Source organism: Streptomyces sp. NPDC052225 (assembly GCF_040679615.1).
Classification (GTDB): Bacteria; Actinomycetota; Actinomycetes; order Streptomycetales; family Streptomycetaceae; genus Streptomyces.
On the sequence record NZ_JBFAVD010000012.1, the window covers coordinates 216,918 to 234,445 of the forward strand.

General features: G+C 73.7%; 15 protein-coding genes. 7 read left to right on the top strand and 8 right to left on the bottom strand.

Annotation, left to right across the window (positions count from 1 at the left end; all coding sequences use genetic code 11):
* Positions 1-6 precede the first annotated feature (6 nt).
* Together dnaG and AB0L37_RS19975 are read right to left on the bottom strand one after the other, a co-directional pair.
* On the bottom strand, positions 7-1,902 hold the full coding sequence (dnaG, locus tag AB0L37_RS19970) for a DNA primase (protein WP_365506762.1): 1,896 nt from the start codon (positions 1,900-1,902) through the stop codon (positions 7-9).
* A 34-nt stretch (positions 1,903-1,936) separates the two neighbouring features.
* Positions 1,937-3,202: an FAD-dependent oxidoreductase gene (locus tag AB0L37_RS19975; RefSeq protein ID WP_365506765.1), complete on the bottom strand. Its 1,266-nt coding sequence runs from the start codon at positions 3,200-3,202 to the stop codon at positions 1,937-1,939.
* 295 nt (positions 3,203-3,497) lie between these two features.
* On the opposite strand from AB0L37_RS19975, the gene AB0L37_RS19980 reads away from it, so the two are divergent.
* Positions 3,498-4,484, top strand: a complete 987-nt coding sequence (locus AB0L37_RS19980; protein ID WP_365506768.1) for a winged helix-turn-helix domain-containing protein — start codon at positions 3,498-3,500, stop codon at positions 4,482-4,484.
* Here the strand turns inward: AB0L37_RS19980 and AB0L37_RS19985 are convergent.
* Together AB0L37_RS19985 and AB0L37_RS19990 are read right to left on the bottom strand one after the other, a co-directional pair.
* A complete protein-coding gene (locus AB0L37_RS19985; protein WP_365506770.1) occupies positions 4,465-5,769 on the bottom strand; it encodes a deoxyguanosinetriphosphate triphosphohydrolase in 1,305 nt (434 codons plus the stop codon). The genes AB0L37_RS19980 and AB0L37_RS19985 overlap by 20 nt on opposite strands.
* A gap of 49 nt (positions 5,770-5,818) precedes the next feature.
* Positions 5,819-6,628: a sirohydrochlorin chelatase gene (locus tag AB0L37_RS19990; RefSeq protein ID WP_365506828.1), complete on the bottom strand. Its 810-nt coding sequence runs from the start codon at positions 6,626-6,628 to the stop codon at positions 5,819-5,821.
* A gap of 290 nt (positions 6,629-6,918) precedes the next feature.
* Here AB0L37_RS19990 and AB0L37_RS19995 point away from each other — a divergent pair, with 290 nt between their 5' ends.
* Together AB0L37_RS19995 and AB0L37_RS20000 are read left to right on the top strand one after the other, a co-directional pair.
* On the top strand, positions 6,919-7,611 hold the full coding sequence (locus AB0L37_RS19995) for an ElyC/SanA/YdcF family protein (protein ID WP_365506773.1): 693 nt from the start codon (positions 6,919-6,921) through the stop codon (positions 7,609-7,611).
* Between the two features lie 304 nt (positions 7,612-7,915).
* Positions 7,916-10,075, top strand: coding sequence for a molybdopterin oxidoreductase family protein (locus AB0L37_RS20000; RefSeq protein WP_365506775.1), 2,160 nt, complete (start codon positions 7,916-7,918; stop codon positions 10,073-10,075).
* On the opposite strand, the gene AB0L37_RS20005 is transcribed toward AB0L37_RS20000, so the two are convergent.
* Both AB0L37_RS20005 and cutA read right to left on the bottom strand, forming a co-directional pair.
* The gene (locus tag AB0L37_RS20005) at positions 10,038-10,916 is read right to left on the bottom strand and encodes an endonuclease/exonuclease/phosphatase family protein (protein ID WP_365506778.1); all 879 of its coding nucleotides are present in this window, start codon (positions 10,914-10,916) and stop codon (positions 10,038-10,040) included. The two genes, AB0L37_RS20000 and AB0L37_RS20005, sit on opposite strands and share 38 nt — an antisense overlap.
* Positions 10,913-11,272, bottom strand: a complete 360-nt coding sequence (gene cutA, locus AB0L37_RS20010; RefSeq protein WP_365506780.1) for a divalent-cation tolerance protein CutA — start codon at positions 11,270-11,272, stop codon at positions 10,913-10,915. Before cutA ends, AB0L37_RS20005 begins: the two co-directional genes overlap by 4 nt.
* A 126-nt stretch (positions 11,273-11,398) precedes the next feature.
* On the opposite strand from cutA, the gene AB0L37_RS20015 reads away from it, so the two are divergent.
* The 4 genes from AB0L37_RS20015 (at position 11,399) to AB0L37_RS20030 (ending at position 14,916) form a co-directional block, all read left to right on the top strand.
* A complete protein-coding gene (locus AB0L37_RS20015; RefSeq protein ID WP_365506783.1) occupies positions 11,399-12,067 on the top strand; it encodes a hypothetical protein in 669 nt (222 codons plus the stop codon).
* Positions 12,064-13,404 (top strand): HAMP domain-containing sensor histidine kinase, encoded by a 1,341-nt coding sequence (locus AB0L37_RS20020; protein ID WP_365506785.1) that lies wholly within the window; start codon positions 12,064-12,066, stop codon positions 13,402-13,404. The genes AB0L37_RS20015 and AB0L37_RS20020 overlap by 4 nt, the downstream gene beginning before the upstream one ends.
* A gap of 222 nt (positions 13,405-13,626) precedes the next feature.
* Positions 13,627-14,145, top strand: a complete 519-nt coding sequence (locus AB0L37_RS20025; RefSeq protein WP_365506787.1) for a hypothetical protein — start codon at positions 13,627-13,629, stop codon at positions 14,143-14,145.
* 132 nt (positions 14,146-14,277) lie between these two features.
* Entirely contained in the window at positions 14,278-14,916 is a 639-nt protein-coding gene (locus tag AB0L37_RS20030) for a class F sortase (protein WP_365506790.1), read from the top strand.
* 6 nt (positions 14,917-14,922) lie between these two features.
* Here AB0L37_RS20030 and AB0L37_RS20035 read toward each other — a convergent pair whose 3' ends face one another.
* Positions 14,923-15,708: a TSUP family transporter gene (locus AB0L37_RS20035; RefSeq protein ID WP_365506793.1), complete on the bottom strand. Its 786-nt coding sequence runs from the start codon at positions 15,706-15,708 to the stop codon at positions 14,923-14,925.
* A gap of 301 nt (positions 15,709-16,009) precedes the next feature.
* The gene (locus tag AB0L37_RS20040; protein ID WP_365506796.1) at positions 16,010-17,308 is read right to left on the bottom strand and encodes a ferric reductase-like transmembrane domain-containing protein; all 1,299 of its coding nucleotides are present in this window, start codon (positions 17,306-17,308) and stop codon (positions 16,010-16,012) included.
* Positions 17,309-17,528 lie beyond the last annotated feature (220 nt).

The window sequence follows — 17,528 nt, forward strand, 5'->3', positions numbered from 1 at the left end:
GGCCCTCTAGAGCGCTTCCGCGCCCCGCTCGCGCAGGGCCTGACCGTACTGCTGGAGGACCCACAACTCGTTCTGCACGGCTGCCAGTTGGGCCGGGTCGCCGCCGGAGCCGAGGCGGGTCAACGTGCCCTGGACGTCGCGGATGCGGCGGTCGACGGCGCGCCGGCGGACCCAGACGAGCTGCTCCCCCGCGTACGCCTCGTCGACGGTCTTGCGGTGGATGGCCTCGACGGCGAGCTCGGTGACCATGGCGCGCACCGCGTCGTCGGGTGCCGCGTCACGGACCCTGACCAGGTACTCGTGCGGGTCCTGGATGCCCTGCTCGGCGCCGCCCGCCTCCAGGATCGCCAGGCGTACGGCGGCGTAGGGCGCGGCCGTGAACTCGTCGATCCCGTACGCGTCGAACGCCGGGGAGACCAGGTGCGGGTGCTGGAGGGCGAGCTTGAGGAGCTCGCGCTCGGTCGCGTAGACCGGATTGCGCAGGGTGAGGGCGGGGCCGCCGAACGCGGGGCCTGTGGCGGCCTCCACCGGGGCCTGGCCGCGCGCGGGCGCCGGACCCTTGCCGCCGCGGTCGCGCGCCCAACGGGCCAGCTGCGCCACCCGCTTGACGACGAACTGGGTGTCGAGGATGCCGAGCATGCCCGCGAGCTGGACGGCGACCTCGTGCTGGGACGCGCTGTTCTTGATCCGGGCGACGACGGGCGCCGCCTCGTCGAGCGCGGCGGCGCGGCCCGCCGGGGTTTCGAGGTCGTAGCGGGAGACGATCTGGCGCAGCGCGAACTCGAAGAGCGGGGTGCGGGGTTCGACCAGGTCGGCGACCGCCTCGTCACCCTTGGCCAGGCGCAGGTCGCACGGGTCCATGTTGTCCGGCGCGATGGCGATGTACGTCTCGGCGGCGAACTTCTGGTCGTCCTCGAAGGCGCGCAGGGCGGCCTTCTGGCCGGCCGCGTCGCCGTCGAACGTGAAGATGACGCGCGCGCTGCCGTTGTCCATCAGGAGGCGGCGGAGGATCTTGATGTGGTCGGTGCCGAACGCGGTGCCGCAGGTCGCGATGGCGGTGGTGACGCCGGCGAGGTGGCAGGCCATGACATCGGTGTAGCCCTCGACGACGACGGCGCGGGAGGACTTGGCGATGTCCTTCTTCGCGAGGTCGATGCCGTAGAGGACCTGGGACTTCTTGTAGATCGGGGTCTCTGGCGTGTTCAGGTACTTCGGGCCGTTGTCGTCGTCGCGCAGGCGCCGGGCGCCGAAGCCGACGACCTCGCCGCCGATGTCGCGGATCGGCCACATGAGGCGGCCGCGGAACCGGTCGATGGGTCCGCGGCGGCCTTCCTGGGAGAGCCCGGAGAGGGTCAGCTCCTTGTCGCTGAAGCCCTTGCCGCGCAGGTAGCGGGTCAGGTGGTCCCAGCCCGCCGGGCTGTAGCCGACGCCGAAGTGGGCGGCGGCCGCCTGGTCGAAGCCGCGCTCGGCGAGGAACTTGCGGCCGATCTCGGCTTCCGGGGACTCCAGCTGATCCACGTAGAACTGCGCGGCGACCTTGTGCGCCTCGACGAGACGGATCCGCTCGCCGCGCTGGTGCTGCGGGTTGTACCCGCCCTCCTCGTAGCGGAGCGTGATGCCGGCCTGGCCGGCGAGGCGCTCCACCGCCTCGGAGAACGTGAGGTGGTCGACCTTCATCACGAACGTGATGGTGTCGCCGCCCTCCTGGCAGCCGAAGCAGTGGAAGAACCCCTTGCTCGGGCTGACCTGGAAGGACGGGGACTTCTCGTCGTGGAACGGGCACAGGCCCTTCAGGTTCCCGCCGCCCGCGTTGCGCAGTTGCAGGTACTCGGACACCACGGCGTCGATCGGGACCGCGTCCCGAACCGCCTTCACGTCCTCGTCATTGATCCTGCCTGCCACGCGGCAAGTCTACGGTCCCGCACCGACACTCCCGTTACTCCTCCAGAAGATCACTCAGCGGGACGCTCGGGTCGGACAGGCGCTCGGCGCCGGGCCGCACGCCGGAGCGGATCAGCTTCTGGATGGGCTCAGTGACGTCCCACACATTCACGTTCATCCCCGCGAGGACCTGGCCGTCCTTGAGCCAGAAGGCGATGAACTCGCGCTTGCCGGCGTCGCCGCGGAGCACGACCTGGTCGTAACTGCCCGGGGGCGCCCAGCCCGAGTACTCCAGGCCCAGGTCGTACTGGTCGGAGAAGAAGTAGGGCACGCGGTCGTACGTGATGTCCTTGCCGAGCATGGCGCGGGCGGCGGCCGGGCCGCCGTTCAGGGCGTTGGCCCAGTGCTCGACGCGCAGCCGGGCGGAGAACAGCGGGTGCTGGAGCGCGGCCACGTCGCCTGCCGCGTAGATGTCGGGGTCGGAGGTGCGCAGCTGCTGGTCGACGGCGATGCCGCCGCCGTGCTGCCGGTCGACCAGGGTCAGGCCCGCGGCCTCGGCGAGTGCGGTGCGCGGGGCAGCGCCGATCGCGGCGAGCACGTCGTGCGCGGGGTGCTCCTCGCCGTCGTCGGTCTGTGCGGCGAGCACCATGCCGTCCTGGCCGACGATGCCGGTGAGCTTCGCGCCGAAGTGGAAGCGGACGCCGTGGTCGCTGTGCAGCTCGGCGAAGATCTGGCCGACCTCGGGGCCGAGCACGGCGTGCAGCGGGGTGGGCTCCGGCTCGACGACGGTGACCTCGGCGCCGTACTCGCGGGCCGCGGCGGCGACCTCCAGGCCGATCCAGCCGGCGCCGGCGATCACCAGGTGTCCGTTGTCCCGGCCGAGGGCGGCCAGCACGTTCTTCAGCCGCTCGGCGTGGGCGAGGCGGCGCAGGTGGTGGACGCCGGCCAGGTGGGTGCCGGGGATGTCCATGCGGCGCGGCTCGGCGCCGGTGGCGAGCAGCAGCTTGTCGTAGCGGATGACGGTGGCGTCGCCGAGGCGCACCGTCCTCGCGTCCCGGTCGATGCCGGTGACCGTCTGGCCCAGGTGCAGCTCGATGTCGTTGCTCGCGTACCAGGCGGGCTCATGGACGAAGACGCTGTCCCGCTCCTCCTTGCCCTGGAGGTAGCCCTTGGACAGGGGTGGACGTTCGTAGGGGTGGTCCCGTTCGTCGCCGATGAGGATGACCCGCCCGGTGAAACCCTCCGAGCGGAGCGTCTCGGCGGCCTTCGCGCCGGCGAGCCCTCCTCCGACGATGACGAACGTCTGGTCCGCGTCGACCACTTGATGCCTCCTCGTTGCCATGCCGTCATATGCGAGCGTCCCGCACGGAGCGTGATGCGGGAAGGGGGCGTGGCCCGAACAGACCATCTTTTCGTCACGCCCAGTGGTCGTGGGGCGCGGAGGGTGGGGTTCCGTGGAAGGGCGGCGCGCGGCCGGGTCCGGGGCGGCGGTGAACGTCGTCCCGGCCCCGGCCGGTGCCCTCCCCCGTGTTCCCCCTGTCCCAACCGTGCGGTACGAGGCGGAAGTTGCGGGGTATTTCGTTCACAACGCAAACAGCTTGGGGGACCCTGGGCGCATGCTGCGTATCGCGTTCACGGCGGAGGATCTGGGGCGGCTGCGGGTCGCGCCGGACGCCGATCCGCTGTGGGAGATCGTGCTGAGCCTGCATCTGCTCCAGAACCGGCAGGCGGCGGTGGTGTTCGATCCGTGGCGGCGCGAAGTGCGGGCGGGGCTGGCGCGGGCGGGGCTGACGGGGACGGCCGCCGCGCTGACGCGGTTGTCGCCGTGGGCTGCCTACTTTCCGGACTTTCTGACGCCGGGGGCGGGCGGCGGCCTCGAAGCGGGCATCGCGACCGTGCTGAGCACACCGCGGCGGCGGCTCACGGCCGAGCTGTCCGAGGTGTTCGCGAGAGGACCGGTGCCGGACGGGGCGCGGCGCCTCGCCGAGGGTGACGTGGAGGCGCTGCGCCGGCTCGGGGAGGCGCTGCGCGCGTACTACGCGGTGGCGGTGGAGCCGTATCTGCCCGCGGTGCGGGGTGCGGTCGCGGACGACCGGGCGGTGCGGGCACGGGCCGCGCTCGGCAGCGGCGGGGACGGGCTGCTCGCGAGCTACGGCCCCGCGCTGTCGCGGGAGGAGTCGTCGCTGGTGGCGGAGTATCCGGTGGAGCGTGAACTGCCGCTGCACGGGCGCCCGTTGACGCTCGTGCCGTCCTTCTTCTGCGTGGTGACGCCGGTGGCCCTCGCCGACGACTCGCTGGATCCGGTCCTGGTGCATCCTCTGGGGCCCGCGCCCGGCTGGCTGGCCCGCGCGCGGCACGCGCGGTCCACGCCGCCGCCGGTCGCCCAGCTGATCGGTCCGACCCGGGCGCAGATCCTGGACGCCCTCGAACAGCCGCGGACGACCGGTCAGTTGGCGGAGCTGCTGCGGCTCACGGCGTCCACCGCGAGCCGCCACGCGACGGTGCTGCGCGAGGCGGGCCTGGTCGCCTCGGTGCGGCGCGGCAACAGCGTGCTGCACCGGCGCACCGGGCTGGGCGACGCGCTCATGGACGGTCGGCTGTGAGCCGGGCGTGCAGGGAGCGGGCCGAGGCGTCGGTGAGGGAGGCGATCTGGTCGACGATGACGCGCTTTCTCGTACGGTCGTCGGGCGCGTCGTCGAACAGGGCGCGGAACTGGGGGTCCAGGCCGCCCGGGGCGCGGGCCGTGAGGGCCTCGGCCAGCTCGGCCACGACGATGCGCTGGTCGGCGCGGAGCCGCTCCTGCTGGGGGCGCTGCATCACGTACCGGTCGGCGACGGCCTTGAGGACCGCGCACTCGTACCGGGCGGCGCGCGGGACGACGAGCTCCGCGCCGTAGCGGGTCAGGCGGCCCGTGCCGTACCGCTCCCGCGTCGCGGTCTCGGCGGCGAGGCAGAAGCGGCCGATGAGCTGGCTGGTGGCGTCCTTGAGGCGGGCCTGGGCGACCGCCGTGCCGTCGTAGCCGTGCGGCCACCACTCCTGGTCGAGGAGGCGGTCGAGGGCCGCGGACAGTTCGGCGGGGTCGGTGTCGTGCGACACATAGCGTCCGATGGCGACGGCGAAGATCTCGGCGCGCTCGGGCTCGGCGTGCAGCACGTTCGGATCCAGGTGGCCCGCGTGCAGGCCGTCCTCCAGGTCGTGCACGGAGTAGGCGACGTCGTCCGACCAGTCCATGACCTGCGCCTCGAAGCAGGTGCGGCGGCCGGGCGCCTCCTTCCTGATCCAGTCGAAGACGGGGCGGTCGTCCTCGTAGACCCCGAACTTCGGGGAGTGCGGATCGGTGGGGTGCTCGCCGCGCGGCCACGGGTACTTGGTCGCGGCGTCGAGCGCGGCCCGCGTCAGGTTCAGCCCCACGCTGACGAGCTCGCCGGACTCCTCGGAGCGCACGAAACGCTTGGGCTCGATGCGGGTGAGGAGCCTCAGCGACTGCGCGTTCCCCTCGAACCCCCCGCAGTCCTGGGCCACTTCGTTGAGCGCCTGCTCGCCGTTGTGGCCGAAGGGCGGGTGGCCCATGTCGTGCGAGAGGCAGGCCGTCTCGACCAGGTCCGGGTCGCAGCCGAGCGCGGCGCCGAGCTCTCGGCCGACCTGGGCGCACTCCAGGGAGTGGGTGAGACGGGTGCGGGGGCTCGCGTCCCAGTGTCTGCTGCGCGTGCCGGGCGTGACGACCTGCGTCTTGCCCGCGAGTCTGCGCAGCGCCGACGAGTGCAGGACGCGGGCGCGGTCGCGCTGGAACGCGGTGCGGCCCGGGCGCTTGTCGGGCTCGGGGGCCCAGCGCTCCACCGCGCCGTCGTCGTACGCGGTCGCGCCTTCGTAGATGTTGCTGCCGTCCATGTACTGACAGTACGGGCACGCACTGACAATGAGGACGGGGCCGTTGGGGTCAGGCGGACGCCAGATGCCGTGGGGCGCTCTCGGGAGCGGCCGCCGTCGCGGTGTCGTAGCGGTGCAGGACGAGCCGCGCGAGGGCCGGGTGGGTGCCGAGCGGGGCGGCGACGATGCCCGGGGCGGCTTCGGCCGACTCGGTGGCGAAACGGCCCGGCGCCGTGAAGTACGAGGCGAGCGCGGTGCGGTGACGGCCGCGGGCGGCGAGCGCGCGGACCGCGGTGGCGACGTCGGGGGACGCGGCGGAGGCGTACGCGGGCACGACCGGGACGCCGAGGCGCCGCGCGAGCAGGGCGGCGGTGCGGTGGGTGTCGACGGCGGCCTCGGGGTCGCGCGACCCGGCGGCGGCGAGGACGACGCCGGAGCGGCGGCGGGCCCGCTCGGACAGGTGCGCGGGCCAGCCCGCCTCGGTGAGTCGGTCGTGCAGCGCGTCGACGAGCAGGGGGTGCGGGCCGAGCGGGCCGGCGACGCGGGTGAGCAGGTGGCCGGCGGCGGCCGCGGCCCGCGGGATGTCCTGCTTGACGTGGTGACCGCGGGACAGCAGCAGCGGTACGAGGACGGCGCGGCCCGCGGGGAGATCGGCGAGGGTGTCGCTCAGCAGGGGCTCGTTCAGCTCGATGTGGCCGAGGCGGACGGTCAGGCCGGGGCGCTGCTCGCGTATCCGCTCGATGAGCGCGGTGACCGTGGCGAGCGCGAGCGGGTTGCGGCTGCCGTGCGCCACGAGGACCAGGGCGGGCGGGCGCGGGTGGCTCCGCCGGGAGCGCAGGGACATGTGGCTGAGCTGGTCGCCGAGCTGGGTGCTGATCATGCTGAGGATTCCCGCCGTGCTGTCTAGATGGGCCGTCCGGTGGTCTGTGGTGCTGGTGTGGCTCCTGGTCGTGCCGTTGTGGTTCGTCGTGCGGTGCTGGGTGGTGCCGTACGACTCGTCCGTCATGGAGCGATCCTGCCGGGCGGTGGTTGCCGGGCTGTTGCGGGGTGGTGACGGGTCGGGTTGCGCGGGGTTCACTGCCGGGGCGGGCGGGAGGTGAGCGCGGGGTGGGTGAACCGTCCGGGGCCGCCCGGCGTCTCCATGGACGTCGTCTGCCCCGGGGGTTCTCCATGCGTCTGTCCGTGTCCGCCCTGTCGCGCATCCGTGTGCCCCGTACGCGCACGGGGCAGCGGCGGGCCGTGCAGGCCGTGATGGGGCTGTGCGTGCTGGCGCTGCTGCCGGCGACGTGGCTGTTCGCGTCGACCGGGGACCGGCTGCGGTCGGTCGCGGACGTGCCGCGGACGGATGTCGCCGTGGTGTTCGGCGCGGGGCTGTGGGACGGGGAGCCTTCGCCGTACCTGGCCCATCGGCTCGACGCCGCGGCCGAGCTGTACCGGGCCGGGCGGATCCGGGTCGTCCTCGTCACCGGGGACAACAGCCGCACGGAGTACGACGAGCCGAGCGCGATGCGGGCGTATCTGGCGCGGCACGGGGTGCCGAAGCGGGCCGTGGTGAACGACTACGCCGGGTTCGACACCTGGGACTCGTGCGTCCGCGCCAAGAAGATCTTCGGGGTGGACCGGGCCGTGCTGATCAGTCAGGGGTTCCACATCCGGCGGGCGGTGGCTCTGTGCGAGGCGGCGGGAGTGGCGTCGTACGGGGTCGGGGTCGAGGAGCCGCACGATGTGACGTGGTACGGGGGTGGGGCTCGGGAGGTTTTCGCCGCGGGGAAGGCGGCGCTGGATGCGGTGGTCCGGCCCGCGCCGCGATTTCTCGGGGAGCGGGAGGATGGGGTCGGGCGGGCTTTGGGTGCGGGGCGGTGAATTCTGGGTGCGTTGTCGGGTGCGGGTGAGTGGGGGCTGGTCGCGCAGTTCCCCGCGCCCCTGAAATGCCTGCGCTTCGCGCGCATTTCCCCGACGAAGGCCAGGCGGCGAAGCCGCCGGCCTTCACGGGAGGCTGCGCGCAGCGCATGCCTCAGGGGCGCGGGGAACTGCGCGACCAGCCACGACGAAAGCCGCACCCGGCAACGGACCTCACGCCGCCCCCAACCCCGCCGGGAGGCCCCCGTACCGGTGGTGTAACCGGGCGCGCCCCGAGCCGCAACACAGCCCGCGCACGCTCGACGGCATGCACTCCACGGCGACTCCCACCCACTGCCCGTACTGCGCTCTGCAGTGCGGGATGAACGTACGGCCCGGGGACGGGGGCGAGGTCCCCGTCGTCGAGGGGCGCGCGGAGTTCCCGGTCAACCGGGGCGCGCTGTGCGGCAAGGGGCAGAGCGCCGGTGCCGTGCTCTCCTCCCGGGTGCGGCTGACCGCGCCGCTGGTCCGCGGCTCCGTCACGGGGCAGCTCGAACCGGCCACCTGGGAGGCGGCCCTCGACGCGGTCGCCGAGGGCCTGGCCCGCACGCGGACGGCGCATGGCCCGGACGCGTGCGGGGTCTTCGGCGGCGGCGGCCTCACGAACGAGAAGGCGTACGCGCTGGGGAAGTTCGCGCGGATCGCCATGGGGACCTCGCAGATCGACTACAACGGGCGTTTCTGCATGTCGTCGGCGGCCGCCGCGAACCAGAAGGCGTTCGGCCTCGACCGCGGTCTGCCGTTCCCGCTGGAGGACATCCCGCAGACCGACTGCGTCATCCTGGTCGGGTCGAACCTGGCCGAGACGATGCCGCCGGCCCTGCGCTATCTCACCGAACTCAAGGCGCGCGACGGCAAGCTGATCGTCATCGACCCGCGCCGCACCCGCACCGCCGACCAGGCCGATCTGCATCTGGCCCCGCGCCCGGGCACCGACCTGGCGCTCGCGCTCGGCATGCTGCACCTGGTCGTCGCGGAGGGCCGGGTCGACGAGGCGTACGTCCGGGAGCGGACGAGCGGGTGGGAGGAGACGCGGGCGGCCGCGATGGCCCACTGGCCGGAGTACGTGGAGCGGGTCACCGGGGTGCCGCTGCCTCAACTCCGCGCCGCTGTGCGGATGTTCGCGGATGCCGAGCACGCCATGATCCTCACCGCGCGCGGCCCCGAGCAGCAGTCCAAGGGCACGGACACGGTCGGCGCGTGGATCAATCTGGCGCTCGCCACCGGCCGTCCGGGCCGCCCGCTGTCCGGCTACGGCTGCCTCACCGGCCAGGGCAACGGACAGGGCGGGCGCGAACACGGCCAGAAGGCCGACCAGTTGCCCGGCTACCGCAAGCTGACCGACCCGGCGGCCCGCGCCCATGTCGCCGAGGTCTGGGGCGTGGACCCCGACTCGCTGCCCGGCCCCGGCCGTTCGGCGTACGAGCTGCTCGACGCCCTCGGCCAGGACGTGAAGGCGCTGCTCCTGATGGGGTCGAACCCGGTCGTGTCGGCCCCTCGCGCCGCCCACATCGAGGACCGGATCCGCTCCCTCGACTTCCTGGCCGTGGCCGATGTCGTCCTGTCCGAGACGGCCGAACTCGCCGACGTGGTCCTGCCGGTGACGCAGTGGGCCGAGGAGACGGGAACGACCACCAATCTGGAAGGGCGCGTTCTGCTGCGCCGCCGGGCGCTCACCCCGCCCGACGGCGTCCGCACCGATCTCCAGGTGATGCACGAGCTGGCGGCCCGGCTGTCCGACGACGGCCTGGAGAAGAAGTTCCCGACGGACCCGGCGGAGGTCTTCGACGAACTGCGGCGCGCGTCCGCGGGCGGCCCCGCCGACTACTCGGGCATCACGTACGAGCGTCTCGCGGACGGCGACGGCGTCTTCTGGCCGTGCCCGGCAGAAACCGGTGAGACCAGGGAGACCGGCAAGACCGGGGAGGCCGGGGACGCCGACAAGACCGGGGAGGCCGGGGACGCCGGCGAGGGCACCCCCCGCCTCTTCCTCGACCGGTTCGCGACCCCCGACGGCCGGGCCCGCTTCGTGCCCGTGTCGCACCGTCCCGCCGCCGAGGAGCCGGACGCGGAGTACCCGGTCCACCTGACCACGGGCCGGGTCGTCGCCCAGTACCAGTCCGGTGCGCAGACGCGCCGGGTGCCCGAGCTGAACAAGGCGGCCCCGGGTCCGTTCGTGGAGCTGCACCCGCGCCTCGCGACCCGCCTCGGGATCGCCGAGGGCGACGACGTGGCGGTGGTGTCACGACGCGGGCGCGCGGTGGCCCCGGCACGCCTCACCACGACGATCCGCCCGGACACGGTCTTCATGCCGTTCCACTGGCCGGGCGCGGGGCGCGCCAACACGCTGACGAACCCGGCGCTCGACCCGACGTCGCGGATGCCGGAGTTCAAGGTGTGCGCGGTGCGTCTGGAGCGGTCCGCCTGACGAACCGGACGTCGGACTGGAACAGATGGTGGTCCGAGTACGCGCTCGGGTGCACCCGCACCTGGCCGTCGAGGGCGGTGGCGCCGCGCAGGAAGACGTAGTCGAACTTGCTCTGCCAGTCGGTGGTCGGCTCGCAGACCCCGCCGGCCGCGTCCCGGCAGCCGGGGTCCGACTCCGTCGCCAGGGCCTGGACGGGGGCGAGTTCGGGGGCGTACGGCATGGCGTTGAAGTCGCCGATGACGATGGCGCGGTCGTGCCGGGCGATCTCCTTGGCGAGTACGCGGGCCTGGGCGGCCCTGACCGGCTCCTGGCGCCGTTCCGCGAAGTGGGTGTTGATGACGCGGACGGTCCGTCCCGCCACGGTGGTGGTGACGGACAGGTAGCCGCGGTCCTCGGAACCGCCGTCGGGGTACTCGGCGTTGACGCGGTCGGTCATGGGCGCCGCCGAGAGGATCGCCTGCCCGTAGCCGCCCGGCTTCCACGGCAGTCCGCCGCAGCGCCCCCAACTGTGCAGCACGGACCCGTACGTGACGTGGTACCTGAGGCCGTAGAGACCTTGGAGCAGACCCCGGATCTCCTCGACGTCGCGTACGCACGCCTCCTGGAGGCCGATGACCTGGGGCGCGTACGTGGCGATCTCGGCGGCCCTGCCGAGGTTCTGGCCGCTCTTGCCGCAGGGATTGCAGATGTTCCACGTCATGACCCGGTTCGGCACGATGTCCTTGGCGGCGTCGACCGGCAGCGGCCGGGCGACGAGGGCGCCGCTGGGCGCGCTCGGGCCGAGGAACGCCAGGCAGAGCACGGCCACGACGCCCGCGAGCAGGGACCGGCGCGGGGTCACGTGGCCGATGTCTCCTCGCGCACCCACGCCAGGTATCCGGGTCCGCCGCGCACCACCGGCAGGGCGATGATCTCCGGCGTCTCGTAGTCGTGGTGCTCCGTCAGCCAGCGCTCCAGTTCGTCGTAGCGGGCCTCGCTGGTCTTGAGGAGCACCTGCCACTCCTCCCCCGTCTCGACGGTCCCCTCCCACCGGTACGTCGACGTGACCGGTGCGCCGACCTGGACGCAGGCGGCGAGCCGGGCCTCGACGGCGCCGCGCGCCAGGGTGTCCGCCTTCGCGCGGCTGTCGGTGGTGGTCAGGACGACGAGGACGCCCTCCGGGGACTCCTGCTGGGACTTCGGTTGCGGCTTCTCCACGCCCTCCATTGTGGCCTGCGGGGCCCTCGGGACCTTCGCCCCCGATCCGGCCGCGAAGGTCCCGACCGGTACGGCTGTTACACAACATCCGGGATGTCGTAATAGTCGCTTTCTACCGTCGACGGCATGAGCCTTCCGAACCGCCTCCTGCCGGGCGCCCTCGCGGCCGCCCTGGGCGTCGCCGCGCTCACCGGCTGCGCCCGCACCGACGGCCTCGCCGCCGGGGAGGCCGCACCCTCCGTCTCCGTACAGCCGCAGCCGCACGACGTGTGGCCCGCCTGGTCCGGTACGTCGGCGAAGGCGCCCGGCGCCGAGGCCTCCGCGCACCAGCCGCCGCCCCGGCCTTTGACCGGGCTGCCGCGGGTCGGCGGCGAAGGGCTCGCCGGCTTCGACGTGCACGCGCTGCTGCGGGCCGACCCGCGGATGGAGCCGTTCGCGGACCGCGAGGACATCGTGAAGCCGGGGATGTCCGGTGTCCGGCCGCCGATCTACCGGGACCTGACCGGAGACGGCCGTTCCGAGCTGCTCGTCGCGGTCGACACGGAGACCGGGCGCACGGTGCTGACCGTGTACCGGGAGCACGAGGGGCGGGTGTACCCGGTGCTGTTCACGGCGGGCAAGCGGGTCGCCGTGGAGACCATCGGCACGGATCTGCTGCTGCGCAGCTCCTGCGCGGACGGCGGGGAGCAGGCGGTGCGCTTCCACTGGGACGGCGTGCGGATGTCGACCGTCAGCGACGTCAAGAACTACGCTCACAGCGGCTTGAGCGACTCCGGGAAGAGCCCCGCGTCATGAGCCGCGGTCTCGGCCTGCGCTGGAAGATCGCCGTCCTGGTGGCGCTGGGCTGCGCGCTGGTGGCGGTGGCCATCGGGCTCCTGGTGCACCACGCCCGGCTCGACCAGGTGTCGGCGAACGCCCGCGAGGGAGCCACCGCCCAGCTCGTCCGCGTACGGCAGCTGTACGAGCTGACCGGTCAGGTCGACCGGACGAGCAGGACCGACGGCACCGACGCCGCCCTCGACGCGCCCGGTCTGCCCGGGCCGCTGCGGCAGGCGGCGCTCGACGGCCGCCGCACGACCTGGCTCGACCTGTCGTCCGGGCATCCGGCGGTGTGGGCGGCGCGCCCGGTCGGCGACCGGGTCCTCTCGGTGCGCGAGCCGCTGGACGAGGCGGCGGCGGAGATGGCCGAATTCGACCGGCAGCTCGTCCTCTTCGGCGTGGTCGTGGTGGCGCTGGCCGCGCTCAGCGGGGCGGCGCTCGCGTCCCGGCTCAGCCGTGAGCTGCGGTCGGCGGCGGCGACCGCGCGGCGCATCAGCCAGGGCGACCTCGATGCGCGGATCGGGCACCGGCGGCCCGCGCGCAGCCGTGACGAGGTGGCCGAACTGGCGTGTGCCGTCGACACGATGGCGTCGTCGTTGCAGCAGCGGATCGAGGCCGAGCAGCGGTTCACGGCCGACGTGGCGCACGAGCTGCGCACGCCGCTGACCGGCCTGCACACGGCGGCCGAACTGCTCCCGCAGGGCCGCCCCGCGGAGCTCGTACGGGACCGGGTGGGCGCCCTGCGGACGCTGACCGAGGACCTCCTGGAGGTGGCCCGGCTCGACGCGCACGCCGAGGAACCCGACCTGGACGCGCACCCGCTGGGCGAGCTCGTGGAGCGGGCGGTGCGGCGGATCGGCCCGGTGGACGCGGTGCGCTGCGACCCGGCGGCGGCCGCGACGCTGGTACGCACCGACGCGCGCCGCCTCGAACGGATCCTGGCCAACCTGGTGACCAACGCCCGGCGGCACGGCACGGCCCCGGTCGAGGTGACGGTCACCGGCACGACGGTCTCCGTACGGGACCACGGCCCCGGCTTCCCCGAACAGCTCCTGCGCTGCGGCCCCCGCCGCTTCCAGACCGGCGCGTCCGAACGCGGCCAGGGCACGGGCCTCGGCCTGACCATCGCCCTGGGCCAGGCCCAGGCGATCGGGGCGAGGGTCGCGCTGCGGAACGGGAGTGGGGGCGGGGCGGTGGCGTCGGTGTGGTTGCCGCCCCTTCACGTTCGGCCCCCGGCGACCGCGTCCGGGCCGCGGGGCTCCGCCCCGGACCCCGCTGCTCAATCGCCGCAGGGGCTTGAACGAGCCCCCTGACGACCCGTCGGGTCACCCAGTCGCACGCCTAGCCGCACCCCGGGACCAGTTTCCACCGACACGCCGGTGACCTGCTGAAATGTTGCCGTCGACCCGTCAGAAGGCCTACCCGGCACCCCGATCTGACGCCCCATCAGCAAGCGTGCGGCGGCGACTGGTACTTACCTCGTGCTTGGCAGGGCGCCACCCGACGCCCCACCCAGCACGCGAAGGAGCAGCACGATGCGCACAGGCCGACCGCTGATCGCCGCCGCTCTGGCCGTCGCCGCCGCAGGCATCGCGGCCGGCCCGGCGGGCGCCGCGCAGGGCGGCCTCGAGGTGTACCCGGCGACGGTCTCCCCCGGCGACACGGTGACCGTCGACACGACCGCGTGCGGCACGGACGGAACGGCGTCAGGCGACGCGACGGCGGTCGGCGCGGGCTCGTTCACGCTGGCGCCCGGCGCGGACTCGGGCGGCGCGGACGGCCGGTTCGCGGTCCCGGTGTCGGCGCAGCCGGGCACGTACGAGATCGTCGCCCGCTGCTCCGCCGGCACCGAGGTGACCGGCGATCTGATCGTGTCCCTCGCCGAGGCGGGCTCGCCGGGGGCGCAGATGCCGAAAGGCCATGTGAAGACGGGGGTCGGCGGCGCGCTCGGTCCCGACCCCGTACAGACCGCGGCGGGCGTGGCGGCTCTGGCCGTCGCCGCCGCGGGCGGTACCTGGCTCCTGCATCGCCGGGCGAGAGGCGATGGGATCTGACGGCCGTCGCGGACCCCCTCCGCGGTCCGCGCCCCCGTCCGTCCCCGGTACCGCCAGTCCCCCCTCTCCGGCCGCATCCCCTCGCGGACCGGAGAGGAAGGGGACGCAGCCGTCGAACCGTCAGGAGCCGTCATGCGCAGCCGCGCGCGCCCCGGGAACCGGGCCAACGCCGCCATAGGAGCCGTCACCGCCCTCGCCCTGCTGGCCGGGGCCTGGCTCCTGGCCAGCGGCGCGGAGGGTCATCCGCCGCCGCAGCCGTCGGCCGCACAGGCCCGCGCGGGCGGCGGCCACGACACGCGCGCGGCGCCCCCGCTCGCCCCGTCCCCGCCGGACCGCATCCGCATCCCGTCGATCCGGGTGGACGCCCCGCTGATGGGCCTGCACCTGACGCGGAGCGGCAGCCTCGACGTGCCGCCGCCGCAGAAGAAGAACCTCGCGGGCTGGTACGAGGACGGCACCACGCCCGGCGAGACGGGCACGGCGGTGGTCGCGGGCCACGTCGACAACGCGACCGGCCCCGCCGTCTTCTACGACCTCGGCGCGCTCACCCGCGGCCGGACGATCGAGATCGACCGCCGCGACGGTTCGGTCGCCGTCTTCACCGTCGATGCCGTCGAGGTCTACGAGGCGAAGAACTTCCCCGACGAGAAGGTCTACGGGGCGGCGCGCAGGCCGGAGTTGAGGGTGATCACGTGCGGGGGGCCGTACACGAGGAGCACCGGTTACCAGGGGAACGTGGTGGTGTTCGCCCACCTGACGGGAGGCCGCTGACGGCGCTCACGCCACCCACTGCTCGTACGCCATCTTCAGCACCAGCGCGCACACCACCGTCAGGAGCACGATCCGTACGAAGCCCGCGCCGCGCTTGAGGGCGGTGCGGGCGCCGACCATGCCGCCCGCGAGATTGAACACGGCCATCAGGGCGGCCAGTTGCCAGTAGACGGTGCCCTTGTACGCGAACATCGCGAGGGCGCCCGCGTTCGTGCAGCAGTTGACGATCTTGGCGGTGGCGGAGGCCGTGACCAGGTCGAGGTGGAGCAGGGCGGTCAGGGCGAGGACCAGGAACGTGCCGGTGCCGGGGCCGATCAGGCCGTCGTAGAAGCCGATGCCGAGTCCGGCGAGGCCGATCGCCGCCCACACCCGGCGCGGGGAGACCGGGACGGCCGACGGGGCCGTGCCGAAGGACGGGCGGAAGATCACGAAGGCGCCGACGCCGACGAGCACGACCATGACGATCGGCTTGAGCACGTCCGTGCTCATGCCGGCCGCGAGCAGGGCTCCGCCGGTCGAGCCGAGCAGCGCGGCCACGCCGATCCTGACCGCGAGGCGGACGTCGACCGGGGCCTTGCGGGTGTACGTGATCGCGGCGCCGGTGGTGCCGACGATGGCGACGGCCTTGTTCGTGCCGAGCGCGTAGGGGCCCGCCGCCGAGGAGTTGGGCAGGCCGAGCAGCAGCGCGGGGAGCAGGAGGAGGCCGCCGCCGCCCACCACCGCGTCGATCCAGCCCGCCGCGAGGGCGGCGAGGCAGAGGACGACGACGGTGGTCAGCGATATGTCAGGCATGATCGCGACCCTATGGACGGGGTACGTGTGCCGTCCATGAATCTGAGGAGAGTTGAGCGTCTTCTGAGCTTGCCGTCCTGGTGGGCGGGACGGCCCGGTCGGCGGGCGGCGGCGCGGCCGGGTTCACCGTCAGGGCCAGGCACGCGGCGAACAGGGCGCTGGCGGAGGCGAGCCCTGCGGTCAGCTTGCGGCGGGAGCGCGGGGTGGGGGCGTAGGCGGGGCGGGCGGGTCTGCGATGGCGGCCCGTGGTCATGTCTGGGTGCTCCCTATAAGTCAGTCAGTACGTGACAGTCAGTACGTGTCAGTAGGCGAAGGACTCCGCGTGGATGCGGTTCTCGGGGACGCCCGCGCGTGCCAGGGCCGTCGTCGCCGCCCGCGTCATGCCGGGCGGGCCACACACGTACACGTCGTGCGCGGCCAGTTCGGGGACCAGGTTGCGCAGGGACTGGGGCGCGAGCGGGTCGAACGCCGCGTCCGACGGGCCGAGCAGGTAGTGCAGGGGCGCCCGGCGGGTACGGGCGATGGCTTCCAGCTCCTCGCGCAGGACGAGCTGTTCGGCGCTGTTCGCGCGGTAGAGGAGGGTGACGTCGCCGGGGGCGCCGGGCAGCGTCTCGAAGAGGGCGCGCAGTGGGGTGATGCCGACTCCCCCGGCGAGCAGCAGCACCTTGGGGCGGGTGCGGCGGCGGGCGGTCAGCGCGCCGTACGGGCCGGTGGCGACGACGCGTACGCCCGCGCGGAGCCTGCGGACGCGGCGCGTGTGCGCGCCGACCGCCTTCACCGTGATCCGGATGTGGTCGCCGTCGACGGGCGCCGAGAGGGAGAACGGCAGCGCCGTCATCCACAGGCGGCGCGTCAGGAACCGCCAGCGGAGGAACTGGCCGGGCTCCGCTCGGAGCCGGCCGATGTCGTGGCCGCGCATGAGGACGGAGACGACGCCCGGGCCCTCGACGCGGACGTCGACGACGCGCAGGTCGTGGTGGAGCGCCTGCCGGACAGGGACGACCAGGCGGTACCAGATCAGGAGGACGGCGACCGTGGCGTGCAGCAGCGACCACAGGCCGAGGCTCAGCGGGCTGTACGCGATGTCGGGTCCGGCGAGTTGATGGGCGAAGGCCAGGGCCGCGGCCACGTACGTGAGCAGGTGCAGGCCCCGCCACGTGCCGTGCGGGATGCGGCGCCGGGCCGCGCGGGCGCTGCTCGCGCCGACCGCGACGAGGAGTACGGTGCCGGCCGCCGCCGCGGCGAGCCCCGGGTAGCCGAGCAGGTCGGTGACCGTCGTGAGGAGATCGGTGCCGGTGTGCGCGGCGTAGCCGCACAGGGCGAGCACGATGTGGGCGGCGCAGAGGGTGAGGACGTGGCGGCCGCCGCGGGCGTGGTGGCGGGCGAGGCGGTCGGCGCCGATGCCGTGTTCCACGGCGGGGACCCGTGCCATCAGGAAGAGCATGACGAGGATTCCGTACCCGGCGAGGAGGCCGGTGAGGTGGGCGCCGGTCGCGAACAGGACGTCGAGGCGGGGGGACGGGTTCGCCTGCCCGGCCCACAGGGCGGTTACGACGATGCCGCCCGCGGCGACGGCGATACGGAGGCTCTTCGGGGTCACGCCTCGTAGGCTAGGCGGGCGAATGTGCTGGTCAGCGGCGTTACGGTGATCCTTAAGGTGGGCTTGAGGGCGTCCTGAGCGGTGGTTAAGCCCCGGCGCCGAGCACGGGTTCAACGGTGGTCAGCCGTCTGCGGGTGAGTGGGGGCTGGTCGCGCAGTTCCCCGCGCCCCTGAGATGCGCACCTTCGGTGCGGCATCTCCCCGATAAAGGCTGAGCGGCG